The organism is Amycolatopsis sp. NBC_01480 (assembly GCF_036227205.1).
Taxonomy (GTDB): Bacteria; Actinomycetota; Actinomycetes; order Mycobacteriales; family Pseudonocardiaceae; genus Amycolatopsis.
The window spans coordinates 3,857,925-3,870,701 of record NZ_CP109442.1 but is presented as its reverse complement, the minus strand read 5'-3'; the positions used below and the strand labels follow the sequence as shown (position 1 = coordinate 3,870,701).

General features: G+C 69.3%; 11 protein-coding genes. 1 reads left to right on the top strand and 10 read right to left on the bottom strand.

Annotated elements, in window-relative coordinates; all coding sequences use genetic code 11:
- Position 1 precedes the first annotated feature (1 nt).
- The 3 genes from OG371_RS18550 to OG371_RS18540 form a co-directional block, all read right to left on the bottom strand.
- The gene (locus tag OG371_RS18550; protein WP_329070880.1) at positions 2-1,675 is read right to left on the bottom strand and encodes a sunset domain-containing protein; all 1,674 of its coding nucleotides are present in this window, start codon (positions 1,673-1,675) and stop codon (positions 2-4) included.
- A gap of 13 nt (positions 1,676-1,688) precedes the next feature.
- Positions 1,689-2,741: a polyprenyl synthetase family protein gene (locus OG371_RS18545; protein WP_329073157.1), complete on the bottom strand. Its 1,053-nt coding sequence runs from the start codon at positions 2,739-2,741 to the stop codon at positions 1,689-1,691.
- A gap of 121 nt (positions 2,742-2,862) precedes the next feature.
- Positions 2,863-3,531 (bottom strand): hypothetical protein, encoded by a 669-nt coding sequence (locus OG371_RS18540; protein ID WP_329070879.1) that lies wholly within the window; start codon positions 3,529-3,531, stop codon positions 2,863-2,865.
- Between the two features lie 361 nt (positions 3,532-3,892).
- On the opposite strand from OG371_RS18540, the gene OG371_RS18535 reads away from it, so the two are divergent.
- Positions 3,893-4,618, top strand: a complete 726-nt coding sequence (locus tag OG371_RS18535; RefSeq protein WP_329070877.1) for a hypothetical protein — start codon at positions 3,893-3,895, stop codon at positions 4,616-4,618.
- A 57-nt stretch (positions 4,619-4,675) separates the two neighbouring features.
- On the opposite strand, the gene nuoN is transcribed toward OG371_RS18535, so the two are convergent.
- The 7 genes from nuoN to nuoH are packed head-to-tail and all read right to left on the bottom strand — an operon-like array spanning position 4,676 to position 12,752.
- On the bottom strand, positions 4,676-6,241 hold the full coding sequence (gene nuoN, locus OG371_RS18530) for an NADH-quinone oxidoreductase subunit NuoN (protein ID WP_442876167.1): 1,566 nt from the start codon (positions 6,239-6,241) through the stop codon (positions 4,676-4,678).
- Between the two features lie 12 nt (positions 6,242-6,253).
- A complete protein-coding gene (locus OG371_RS18525) occupies positions 6,254-7,834 on the bottom strand; it encodes a complex I subunit 4 family protein (protein WP_329070873.1) in 1,581 nt (526 codons plus the stop codon).
- A 1-nt stretch (position 7,835) separates the two neighbouring features.
- Complete coding sequence (gene nuoL, locus OG371_RS18520; protein ID WP_329070870.1) at positions 7,836-9,743, bottom strand: NADH-quinone oxidoreductase subunit L; 1,908 nt, start codon at positions 9,741-9,743, stop codon at positions 7,836-7,838.
- Positions 9,744-9,753: 10 nt separating this feature from the next.
- Positions 9,754-10,053 carry an NADH-quinone oxidoreductase subunit NuoK gene (gene nuoK, locus OG371_RS18515; RefSeq protein WP_315653920.1) on the bottom strand — a complete coding sequence of 100 codons (300 nt, stop codon included), beginning with the start codon at positions 10,051-10,053 and terminating at the stop codon, positions 9,754-9,756.
- Positions 10,050-10,922 (bottom strand): NADH-quinone oxidoreductase subunit J, encoded by an 873-nt coding sequence (locus OG371_RS18510; RefSeq protein ID WP_329070868.1) that lies wholly within the window; start codon positions 10,920-10,922, stop codon positions 10,050-10,052. Before OG371_RS18510 ends, nuoK begins: the two co-directional genes overlap by 4 nt.
- Positions 10,919-11,455, bottom strand: a complete 537-nt coding sequence (gene nuoI, locus OG371_RS18505) for an NADH-quinone oxidoreductase subunit NuoI (protein ID WP_329070865.1) — start codon at positions 11,453-11,455, stop codon at positions 10,919-10,921. The genes OG371_RS18510 and nuoI overlap by 4 nt, the downstream gene beginning before the upstream one ends.
- A complete protein-coding gene (gene nuoH / locus OG371_RS18500; RefSeq protein ID WP_329073155.1) occupies positions 11,442-12,752 on the bottom strand; it encodes an NADH-quinone oxidoreductase subunit NuoH in 1,311 nt (436 codons plus the stop codon). Before nuoH ends, nuoI begins: the two co-directional genes overlap by 14 nt.
- Between the last annotated feature and the right edge of the window lie 25 nt (positions 12,753-12,777).

The following is a 12,777-nucleotide window of genomic DNA, read 5'->3' as shown; positions in this document are numbered from 1 at the left end:
GTCAGGAGAGCGGCCGGAACCCGACCCGCTCTGCGTCGGCCGAGGTGCGGAACCAGACCTCGGCGACCATGCGCGGGAACTGCGGGGACTCCTCGGTGCAGTACCGCAGCGCCGTGACGCTCGCCTTCACCGCGAAGCCGTCCGACGGCCTTCCGCCACCTGGACGGGGCATGGCCGAGCCGGGGCCGAACGGGCCGGGCGGCACGGCGTCCTCGGTGACCTGCCGCGCGGGCGGCGGCTCGGGCGCGTTCAACGGCGCGGCGCCGCCCTGCTGGTTCGGCTGCACCGAGGGCTCGAACAGCGAACCGCTCTGCGTGCCCGCCAGCTCCGGCTCCCGGCGCTCGACCGGCCGCATCGACGGCTGGATCGGCCGCGGCGGCTCGAACCCGCCCCGCGGCGCCTCCCGCGGCTGGCGCTTGGGCAGGACCTGAGTGGAGTCGATCGGCTCGTCCCCGGCCACGAGGTCACCGCCCCTGTGCTCGGAAGGCTCCGCGGCGCGTTCGGCCGAGGGGATCAGGTGCTCGGTGGACGACTGCTCGTCGAGGAAGTCCCCGCCGGCCGGCTCTTCGAACGGCGAGCGGTCCGGCGTCACGTCGTCCCCGTGCTCGAACCAGGCCGGCTCGGGCTTCGGGTCGGTGGCCTTCGCGGGCTGGAACAGCGAAACCTGCTCGTCCTCGGATTCCGGCGCCCGGCCGAAGTCCGATTCGGACTCCTGCGGGCGGGCGGGCTCGGCCTCCGGCAGGTGGCCGAAGTCCACTTCGGCCTGCGGTTCCAGCTGCCCGAACGACGACCCGGCCTCGGCTTCCGGCTCCAGGCTGCCGAACGACGAACCCGCCTCGGCGTCGTGGGTTCCCAGCTGTCCGAACGACGATCCGGCCTCGGCGTCGCCCGCCGGCTCCAGCCGATTCGAGAAGGACTCCTCGGCTTCGGGCTCGGGCCGCGTGAACATGGACGTCGTCTCGGCGGCGTGGTGGCCGCCCTCGGCTTCCAGGTGACGGCCGGCGGAACCCGCGAAAGCGTCTTCCTCCTCGCGGTGGCCGGCGCGCTGCCCGACCTCCTGGAAGCTGCCGCGGCCGGTGTCGGCGAACTCGTCGAGGCGGTCGGCTTCGTAGCCACTGGCCGATTCGGCGTAGTCCGGCTCCAGGCTGTGGGAGACCGGGCTGAGGTACTCGGTGGCGGCGGCGCGGTAGACGGACCCGTCGATCTGCCGCGTGGCCGGTTCGGATTCCCTTTCGTGGGGCCGTTCCGGCGTCCGCTCTTCGTCCACAGTGGTCTGACTGACGGCCGGCTCGGCCGCGGTGCGGTACTCCGCCTCGTATTCGGCCTCCGGCTCGAACCCGCCGAGCCGGCTTTCGACGGCGGCGGGCTCGGGCTCCGGCTCGGCCCGGTGGATCAGCTCGGTGGGCGACTGCTCACGGGCCCACGAGGGCGCCGCGGCCGGCTCGGCCGGGGAGAAGTCGTCTTCCTCGTCCACCGGCGAAAGCAGTGCGGTGCCGCCCGCCAGCGCCCCGGCGTTGGCCGGGGTCCGGGCCGACTCGGCGTGGGCCGCGGTCAGCGCGGCCTCCAGCTCGCGGGTGCGCTTGCGGGCGGGCAATACCAGCACCAGCCACGTGAGGAGCACCCCGACGAAAAACGCCAACAGGCTCCACAGCCAAACCTGTCCGAAAATGGACATCTTCCCTGCCCCTTTAGTGCGTGCGCGCGACCATGTAGTCGGCGACCGACTCGCAGGCATTCCGCGCGGGGGAAGCGGGCAGCGCTGCGAGCTCGGAACGTGCCCGCGAAGCGTAGTCGGAAAGGGTGACGCGCGCGCGTTCGAGGCCACTGGAACGGCGCAGCAGCTCCAAGGCCTCCTCGACCAGCTCGTCCTCGGTGATGGGGCCGGCCAGCAGCTCGATCAGGCGCGGGTCGGTGTCCGGGTCGGCCAGCGCGTACAGCATGGGCAGGGTGCGGACGCCTTCACGCAGGTCCGTGCCCTGGGCCTTGCCCAGCTCGTCCGACGGCGAAGCGATGTCGATGATGTCGTCGGAGATCTGGAACGCGGTGCCCACGATGTCGCCGAACCGGCGCAGCGCCTGGACGTGGTCCTCCTCGGCGCCGGACATCATCCCGCCGAACCGGCCGGACGTCGCGATCAGCGAACCGGTCTTCTGCGCGATCACGGTGAGGTAGTGCTCGACCGGGTCGTCGCCGGGCCCAGGCCCGACCGTCTCGCGCATCTGCCCGGTGACCAGCTCGCCGAACGTCTCGGCGATGATCCGCGCCGCGTCGGTGCCCAGGTCCGCGACCAGCCGCGAGGCGTGCGCGAACAGGAAGTCGCCGGTCAGGATGGCGACGGTGTTGTCCCAGCGGGCGTTGACGCTCTCCGCGCCCCGCCGCATGGTCGCCTCGTCCATCACGTCGTCGTGGTACAGCGTCGCGAGGTGCACCAGCTCCACCGCGGCGGCGGCGATGAGCACCTGCTCCCCACCCTGCTTGGGCCCGAACTGCGAGGACAGCAGCGTGAACAGGGGACGAAAACGTTTGCCCCCCGCCTCGACCAGGTGCAACGCCGCGTCGTGGACCGCCTGCACGTCGCTCTTGACGACGTCGCGCAGCATCGTCTCCACCTCCGCGAGCCCGCCCGCGATGGCCCTGAGCAGCTGCTCGTCCTCGATCTGCAGCCCGACGGTCGCGCGCAGGTCCTCGACAGCGCCATCCCGAGCAGCGGCGGGTCCCGCCCCCGGGGGTGGTGAAGACACAGACACGTCGGCTCCGCTCTCTCATGCGCCGGTCGGGTTTTCTGCTTTCAGGGTAGTGGTTACCCCAGGTACCCGGTTTACCCGCTGTCCAGGGGAAACGGTGACGAACATGACATCGGTCCTATTTCAGTACCCCCGTGGCCAGAGTGACCAGTACCGCCGTAACCACCGGGAGAGCGATCGCCGGTACCAACCGCCTGAGGCCGGTCATGAAATCGACGAACCTCCACTTGACCGGTGGTTGCCCCGCAGGGTCCCAACCATCGATCGGAACTGGCCAGGGCTGTCCGGATACGACGTGGCGCACCACGTCATTGCACAAGCGGATAGCCAGCTCCGTCCGGTCGGCCTGGTCGAGACCATCCGCGGCCCACACAAGCACCTTGCCGAGGCTGCGACCAGGATCCCGATGCCTGCGGGGGTAGCCCGCCAGCAGGGCAAGATCGCCGTCTATCTGCCACGCGAGCGTCTTCAGCCTGCGCCGCTGCCGCGCCCGCAGGCGACTCAGCGCGAACCAGCGGCCAGGCTGTCCAGGGCGCCTCCGACGTCGTGGGATGATCGGGGGCCGCAGTGCCGAAACTGCCGCCTGCACCCGGCCGAGCAGCCGTTCCGGCGCCGTTCGACGTCCGGCCACGCGGCACAAGACGATCACCAGCACAGGGATGGCGAGCGCGATCGGGACGGCGTTCAGATAGAAAACCCAGCGGTTGCGCCAGAGCGTCCAAACGGCTTCGAACGCGAGGTCCCAGCCGACGATGAACGCCATGGTGAAGAGCCAGCCGTGCAGCATCGGCACCAATGAGGTGGCCGCTGTGTCCCACCCCGCTCTGGCCTCGTCGGCGGTGAGGCCAGAGCGGACCATCTGCTTCCACGGCCGAGGGCTGGTCAGAAACCTGTGGTTCCACCGCGACCAAGCCACGCAGAGACGCCACAGCGGAGCCGACCGAAAGAACCCTTGGACTGTCTTCATGATTCCTCCCGGCACACGAGCCTGCCGGACGGGCACCGGAGCCACGAACGGGTTGATCACCGCGCGCAGACGAGTGATCACCGCGGCGTGGCGCAACGGGCGAATCGGGCGCGCGGATATTCAGTCAGTGGAAGAGCTGCCGGTCCCGACAGGTCTCCCGGGGTTGTAAGGAGGACAGCGCATGCGTAACACCATCGTCAGGCGGGCCGGGCTCGTCGGTGCGGTGCTGGTGGCCGGTGGGGTTTTCGCCGGCGTGGGGACGGCCCAGGCGGGCACGCCGACGGGCGCAGCAGCCAGCGCAGCAACATCGTCAACACAAGCCACAGCAAAGGCACCAGCCACCGCGGCCGGCACGGCCGATCTCGGCGAAGCCGGATTCACCAAGGGCTCCACCACAGTCACCGTCCCGACCCTCGCTCCCTGCGCGGTCGAAGGACCGACCAGCGCGACGGCCTCACCGGTCACCAAGACCGGGCTGACCTTCGGCGGCGGCTCGACCACCTGTGACACCACGGTGACCGACCCGGGCAACGACCTCACCACCACCACGTCGACGGCCAACGGGAAGAACTTCGAGCTCTCCGCGCTCGTCAGCGCGGGCGGGCCGCGCGTGCGGCTGTCCTCGTACACCGTCACCTGCACCGCGACGCAAACCCAGACCAACGCGAACTGGACGTTCAGCGGGCTCGGCGGCATCAGCGGCCTGCCCTCGCCGATGCCGGCGAACTACACCAAGCCGCTGACCAAGACGAACGGCACCGTGCTCGCCAACGCGGTCTTCAACGCCCAGACCCTGCCCGGCGACGGCAGCATCAGCCTCACCATGCTGCGGTTCGACTTCCTGCCGGCGTCCGGCATCACGGGCTCGGTGACCGTCGGGCGCACCGCCTGCTCACCCACGCCGTAAGCCCAAGTACTCGTGAGTGTTTATGACGGTTAGAACCGTCATAAACACTCACGAGTCCTACGAGGCGAACCCGCCCGAAGAGGCCCAGTTCAGCGCGAACGCCGGAACCACGCCGAGCACCAACGTCACCACCACGCCGAGCGTGATGGCCGCCGTGGTGAACCCGCCGGGCACCGTGACCGTGGGCCCGTCCGCGGCCGGCTCGGAGAAGTACATCAGCACGATCACGCGCAAGTAGAAGAACGCGGCCACCGCGCTGAACACCAGCGCCACCACCACCAGCGGGGCCATGCCGTCGGACAGCGCGGCCGAGAAGACCACGAACTTGCCGACGAACCCGCTGGTCAACGGTATGCCGGCCAGCGCCAGCAACAAGAACGTGAACACCCCGGCCAGCACCGGCGAGCGTTTGGCGAGGCCCGCCCAGGCGGACAGGTGCGTGGCCTCCCCGCTGCCGTCGCGGACCAGGCTGATCACGCCGAACGCCGCGAGCGTCGTGAAGCCGTACGCCAGCAGGTAGAACAGGGTGCTGGACAGGCCGTTCTCGGTCATCGCGATGGCGCCGACGAGCAGGAAGCCCGCGTGCGCGATCGAGGAGTACGCGATCATGCGCTTCACGTCGGTCTGGGTCAGGCCCAGCACCGCGCCGATCAGCATCGAGATGATCGCCACGGCCCACAGCACGCCGCGCCATTCCCAGCTGGTCGAGGAGAACGCGACCGACAGCACGCGCAGGATCCCGCCGAACGCGGCCACCTTCGTGCAGGCCGCCATGAACGCGGTGACCGGAGTCGGGGCGCCCTGGTAGACGTCCGGCGTCCAGGTGTGGAACGGGCCGACCGAGCCCTTGAACAGCAGGCCCACCACCAGCAGGCCGAGGCCGGCGAACAGCAGCGTGTCCGAGCGGTCCGAGCCGGCCGCGGCGTTGGCGATGTCGGCGAGCTTCACGGAGTTCGCGTAGCCGTACAGCAGTGCGAGGCCGTAGAGGAAAAACGCCGAGGAGAACGCGCCGAGCAGGAAGTACTTGACCGCCGACTCCTGTGAGATCAGCCGGCGCCGCCGGGCCAGGCCGCACATCAGGTACAGCGGCAGGCTCAGCACCTCGAGGGCGATGAACATGGTCAGCAGGTCGTTGGCCGCGCAGAACGCCATCATGCCGCCGAGGGCGAACAGCGTCAGCGGGAACACCTCGGTCTGCGACGCCGTGGTCGGGCCGGCCTGCGCGCGGTCCTGCACGGTGCCGGGGCTGATCGCCGCCTGCGCGACGAACGCGCCGCCCGGCTCCACCTTCCGCTCCGCGATCAGGAACACCGCGCCGAGCGAGAGCAGCAGCAGCGTGCCCCAGAGGAACAGCGAGGGCCGGTCCACCGAGATGGCGCCGGCGAACGTGGTCAGCCCGGCCTTCGGCGAGCTGCCGGTGGCGTACAGGATCAGCGAGACCCCGGCCGCGAGGATCGCGATGACGGAGATCGTCACCTGGATCCCCCACCGGACCGCCTTCGGCGCGAACGCCTCCACCAGCACGCCCACACAGGCCATGCCGAGGACGATCAGCATCGGCAGCACGGCCGCGTAGTCGATCGAAGGCGTCGGCAACGGCTGTGGCGCTTGCGCCAGGAACATGTCGAGCACGGTTTACTTGCCTCCCTGCACGGCAGACAGGGTCGCCTGCACCGACGGGGTGATCGTGTCGAGCACCGGCTTGGGGTAGAAGCCCAGCCCGATGATCAGGATGACCAGCGGGGCGAGGATCGCGATCTCCCGTGCCCCGAGGTCCTTGACGGCCTTCTTCACGCCGGTCTCCTGCGCGACCGCGGTGGCGACCGAGCCGCCCGACTCCACGCCGCCCGGAGTGGACGAGGCTGGCGAGAGCAGCGCGTCACCGCGCACCGGGCCCTGCATGATCCGCTGGTAGAGCCAGAGCACGTAGGCCGCGGCCAGCACCATGCCGACCGTCGCGATGATCGTGTACACCGGGTGGTCCACAAAGGACCCCAGCAGCACCAGGAACTCGCTCACGAACGAGTTGGTGCCCGGCAGCGACAGCGCGGACAGGCCGGCGATCAGCAGCATCCCGCCGAGCAGCGGGGTCAGCTTGGCCATCCCGCCGTAGTCCGAGATCCGGGTGGAGCCGCCGCGCCGGATGATCAGGCCGACCACCACGATCAGCATGCCGGTGGAGAGGCTGTGGTTGAGCATGTACGACACCGAGCCGACCATCGCCTGCTCGTTGAAGGTGAAGATGCCCAGCGCGATGAAGCCGAAGTGGGCGATCGAGACGTAGGCGAGGAACCGCTTCATGTCCGACTGCCCGGCGGCCAGGATCGAGCCGTAGACCACGCCGATCACCGACAGGACCAGCACCAGCGGCGCCAGCGTCTTGCTCGCCGCGGGGAACATCGGCAGCAGGTAGCGCAGGAAGCCGAACGTGCCGACCTTGTCCAGCACGCCGACCAGCAGCACGGCGACGCCGATCGGCGCCTGCCCCGCCGCGTCCGGCAGCCAGGTGTGGAACGGCACTAGCGGTGCCTTGATCGCGAAGGCCAGGAAGAAGCCGAAGAACAGCCAGATCTGCGTGCCGGTCGGCGCGTCCCGCACCACGGTGACCAGGGTGGCCCAGTCGAACGTGCCCTTGCCCAGCTTGTCCGACGCCAGCGAGTACGCGCCGATCGCCGAGGCCAGCATGATCAGGCCGCCGAGGAAGGAGTACAGGAAGAACTTCACCGCCGCGTACTGCCGGTTCGCGCCGCCGTAGCCGCCGATCAGGAAGTACATCGGGATCAGCATGATCTCGAACAGCACGTAGAACAGGAACACGTCGGTCGCCGCGAAGACGCCGATGGTGATGGCCTCCTGCAGCAGGATCAGCGACAGGAACCCGCCGGCGCTGCGGCCGGCCGGGAGCTTGTCGGTGAGGCCGAGGCCGCCGACCACGATCGGCACCAGCAGGGCGATCACCGCGATCATGATCAGCGAGATGCCGTCGGTGCCGAACGAGATGTGGATGCCGAAGCTGGGGATCCAGTCCATCGTGGTCGCCTGCTGGATCCGGTCCCCCGAGGGCGAGTAGCTCGCCCAGAACGGGATGATCAGCAAGAACTCCACAATGGACACGACCAGCGCGGTGGCCATCGCGGCGCGGTCGTTCCCCTTCAGGAACGCCAGCACCAGCGAGCCGGCCAGCGGCAGCAGGATGAGCGCCAGAAGCCAAGTCATGTCAGGAGAACCTCACCAGCAGAAGGGCCGCGAGAAGCAGGAACGTGCCGCCGAGCATGGACAGCGCGTACGACCGGACGAACCCGGTCTGCAGGCGCCGCAACCGGCCGGACCCGCCGCCGAGGGCCGCGGCGAGGCCGTTGACCGCCCCGTCCACCCCCCGGTTGTCGACGTACACCAGCGCCCGCGCGAGCCAGGTGCCCGGGCGGGCGACCAGCGTCTCGTTGATGGCGTTGCCGTACAGGTCCTTGCGCGCCGCCCGGATCGGCCACGAGACGCGCTCGGGGCGTTCGACCGGGATGTCGGCGCTGGGCCGGAAGACCAGGACCGCGATCACGGCGCCGATCAGGGCCAGCGCGAGGGTCAGCCACGGGACCAGCGACGCCGAGATCGGCGTGTGCTCGGCCTCGTGGAACTGGCCGACGGTCGGGGCGAGCCAGTCCACGAACCGGTTGCCGATGGCGAAGAACGCGCCCGCGCCGACCGAGCCGGCCGCCAGGATCACCATCGGGATCCACATCACCGGCTTGGACTCGTGCGGGTGGAACTCGCGCCCGTCGGTGCTCTTGATCGTCTTCCAGCGCGACTTGCCGAAGAACGTCATCATCATCAGGCGGGTCATGTAGAACGCGGTGAGCCCGGCGCCGATGACCGTGGCCAGCCCGAACACCCAGCCGCGCCAGGCCTCCTGGCCGAACGCGGCCTCGATGATCGCGTCCTTCGTGTAGTAGCCCGAGAGGAACGGGAAGCCGATCAGCGCGAGGTAGCCGAGGCCGAAGGTGACGAAGGTGATCGGCATCTTCTTGGCCAGGCCGCCGAACTTGCGCATGTCGACCTCGTCGTTCATGCCGTGCATGACCGAGCCGGCCCCGAGGAAGAGCCCGGCCTTGAAGAAGCCGTGCGCGACCAGGTGCATGATGCCCAGCGCGTAGATGCCCGGGCCGAGGCCCACGGCCAGCATCATGTAGCCGATCTGGCTGACCGTGGAGTAGGCGAGCACTTTCTTGATGTCGTCGTAGGCGCAGCCGACGATGGACCCGAGCAGCAGGGTCACCGCCCCGACCAGCGTCACGACCAGGCGGCCGTCCGGCGTCTGGCTGAAGATGACGTTGGAGCGGGCGACCAGGTAGACCCCGGCGGTGACCATCGTCGCCGCGTGGATCAGGGCCGAGACCGGGGTCGGGCCCTCCATCGCGTCCGGCAGCCAGGCCTGGAGCGGGAACTGGCCCGACTTACCGCAGGCGCCCAGCAGCAGCAGGATCGCGATCGCGGTGATCGCGCCTGACGGGATCTTGCCGCTCGCGACGCCGTCGAAGACCTGCGCGTAGCCGGTGGACCCGACGTACTTGAACATCAGGAAGATCGCCAGCGCCAGCCCGACGTCGCCGACGCGGTTCATCAGGAACGCCTTCTTCGCCGCGGTGGCCGCGGACGGGCGGTCCTGGTACCAGCCGATGAGCAGGTAGGACGCGAGGCCCACCCCCTCCCAGCCGAGGTACAGCGTCACGAAGCTGTTGCCCAGCACCAGGATCAGCATCGAGGCGACGAAGAGGTTCAGGTACGCGAAGAAGCGGTGCCTGCCCTCGTCGTCGGCCATGTAGCCGATCGAGTAGAAGTGGATCAGCATGCCGACGCCGGTGATCAGCAGCACGAACGTCAGCGACAGCGCGTCGATGCGCAGCCCGAAGTCCACCTGGAGCTGCCCGACCGGGATCCACGAGAACAGCTTGGTGTCCACAGTGGATTTGCCGTCGAAGCCGAAGAACAGGATCAGGCCGTAGACGAAGGCGGCGACGACGGTGGCGGTGCCGAGCAGGTGCCCCCACGCCTTCGAACGCTTCCCGGCCAGCAGCAGGATCAGGGCGCCGAGGGCCGGCAGGGCCACCAGCAGCCACGATGATGCGGTCACACTCGCCCTCTCAGTACTTCAGCAGGTTGGTGTCGTCGACCGAGGCCGAGCGCCGGGTGCGGAAGATCGACATGATGATCGCCAGGCCCACCACGACTTCGGCGGCGGCCACGACCATCACGAAGAACGCCATCACCTGGCCGTCGAGCCCGCCGTTGATCCGGGCGAACGTGACCAGGGTGAGGTTCACCGAGTTCAGCATCAGCTCGATGCACATGAACACCACGATCGCGTTCCGGCGGACCAGGACGCCCACGGCGCCGATGGCGAACAGCAACGCCGACAGCAGCAGGTAGTAGGTCGGGGTCACTTGCCTTCCCCTTCCTCTTCCGCGCCGGCTTCGGACTCGGCGCCGACCAGCGCGTGCGCGTCCGGCTTCGGGCCCTCGTCGGCGACGAGCTTGCGGTCGCGCAGGAGCTGCACGGCCGAGGTGGACTCGATGATCGCCGAGAGCGACTCGGGGGCGATCGTGCCGTCCGGCAGCAGGGCCGGGGTGGCCACGGAGTTGGCCGTGGCGAACACGCCCGGGCCGGGCAGCGGCGACGGGCGGTCGTGCTCGCCGCGGAAGCGCATGACCACCAGCTCGCGCTGGGAGAGCTTGCCGCCCTTGGCATGCCGGTCGGTGAAGGCGAGCACCATCGCGCCGAGCGCGGCGGTGATCAGCAGCGCCGAGGTCAGCTCGAACGGGAACAGGTACTGGGTGAAGATGAGCCGGCCCAGCCCGCCCGCGGCGCCGCCGGCCGGGGTGTACGGGTCGAGTGGCGCGGCCGGGGTCACGTTCACCAGCGAGCGGAACAGGCCGGCCGCGATCAGCGCGGCGAGCCCGATGCCGAGCAGGGTGGCCGCCATCCGCTGCCCGCGCAGGACCTCGACCACCGAGTCGGAGCTCTCCCGCCCGACCAGCATCAGCACGAACAGGAACAGCATCATGATCGCGCCGGTGTAGACGATGATCTGCGTGAACCCGAGGAACGGCGCGGACTGCGTCATGTAGAGCGCGCCCAGGCTCAGCATCGTGAGCACCAGCCACAGCGCCGAGTGCACGGCGTTGCGGGAGAAGATCATGCCCAGCGCGCCGAGCAGGCAGAGCGGGCCGAGGATCCAGAACGCGATGGCCTCGCCGACCGAGACCGAACCGTCCGCGGCGGCGGGCGCCTGCGCGAGGAGAGCCGTGATCATTGCTTGCCCTCCTGCTGCTTCGCCAGCTCAGGGCCGTTCACGTAGTAGTCCTGCTCGTTCTCGCCCAGGCGCATCGGGTGCGGCGGCTGCTCCATGCCGGGCAGCAGCGGGGCGAGCAGGTCTTCCTTGGTGTAGATCAGCCGCTGGCGGTCGTCGTCCGCCATCTCGTAGAAGTTGATCATCGTCAGGGACCGGGTCGGGCAGGCCTCGATGCACAACCCGCAGCCGATGCAGCGCAGGTAGTTGATCTGGTAGTCCGCGCCGTAGCGCTCACCCGGGGAGAACCGCGCCTCCTCGGTGTTGTCGCCGCCCTCGACGAAGATCGCGTCGGCCGGGCACGCCCAGGCGCACAGCTCGCAGCCGACGCACTTCTCCAGCCCGTCCGGGTGCCGGTTGAGCTGGTGGCGCCCGTGGTACCGCGGCGCGGCCGGGGCACCGGCCTCCGGGTACTCCTCGGTGGCGACCTTCTTGAACATCATCGCGAAGGTGACGCCGAAACCCTTGATGGGATTGAGGAAGTCAGTCTTGGCCATCTTCCGCCCCTTCCTTTGCCGCGGTGCCGACGGCGGCCGGGGCCCGCCGGGCGGCCCTCGCCTCCGCCTTGGCCAGCGCCTTGCGGCGCGGGGTGCTCTCGGGGACCTTCAGGTCCAGCGGCGGCAGCGGGTGCCCGCCGCCGGTGATCGGCACGTAGTCGTCGTTCGGCACCTTCTTCTCCGGCAGCGCCAGGCTCAGCAGCACCAGCACGACCAGGACGATGCCGACCCCGACCAGGATCTGCGGCCAGCTCCACTGGACGGTCTTGATGGCGACCACCACGACGATCCAGACCAGGTTGACCGGCACCAGCACCTTCCAGCCCAGGCGCATGAACTGGTCGTAGCGCATGCGCGGCAGCGTGCCGCGCAGCCAGATGAAGCAGAACAGGAGGACGAAGGTCTTCGCGAAGAACCAGAGCATCGGCCACCAGTTCTGGTTCAGCGCCGAGTCTTCACCGACGAACGGGAAGCGCCAGCCGCCGAGGAACAGCGTGGTGCAGAAGGCCGAGACGATCACCATGTTGACGTACTCGGCGAGGAAGAACATCGCGAACTTCATCGAGCTGTACTCGGTGTGGAAGCCGCCGACCAGCTCCGACTCGGCCTCGGCGAGGTCGAACGGCGCGCGGTTGGTCTCGCCGACCATCGAGATCAGGTAGATCACGAAGCTCGGGATGAGCATGTAGAAGTACCAGCCGTGGGCCTGCGCGTCGACGATCCCGGAGGTGGACAGCGTGCCCGAGTAGAGGATCACCGCGACGATCGACAGGCCCATCGCGATCTCGTAGGAGATCACCTGGGCGGTCGAGCGCAGCGCGCCCAGCAGCGGGTACGGCGAGCCCGAGGCCCAGCCGGCCAGCACGATGCCGTACACGCCGATGGACGAGCAGGCCAGGATCACCAGCACGCCCACCGGCAGGTCGACCAGCTGCAGCGTGGTCTGCTGGCCGAAGATCGAGACCACCGGCCCGAACGGGATCGCGGACAGCGCGATCAGCGCGGGCACGGCGGCGAGCACCGGGGCGAGGAAGTACACCTTGCGGTCGGCGGTGTCCGGGATGATCTGCTCCTTGAACGGGAGCTTGATCGCGTCGGCCAGCGACTGCAGGTACCCGCCGGGGCCGACCCGGTTGGGGCCGGGCCGGTTCTGCATCCGGCCGACCGCCTTGCGCTCCCAGACGATCAGGAAGATCGTCAGGATCGGCCCGATCAGCAGGATGACCACGGCCTTGATCAGGATCAGCCACCACGGGTCGTCGGCGAGCAGGCGAGCCCGCTCGGCGGCGTCCGGCATCTGGTCCAGGAACGGCGTGAGCTGA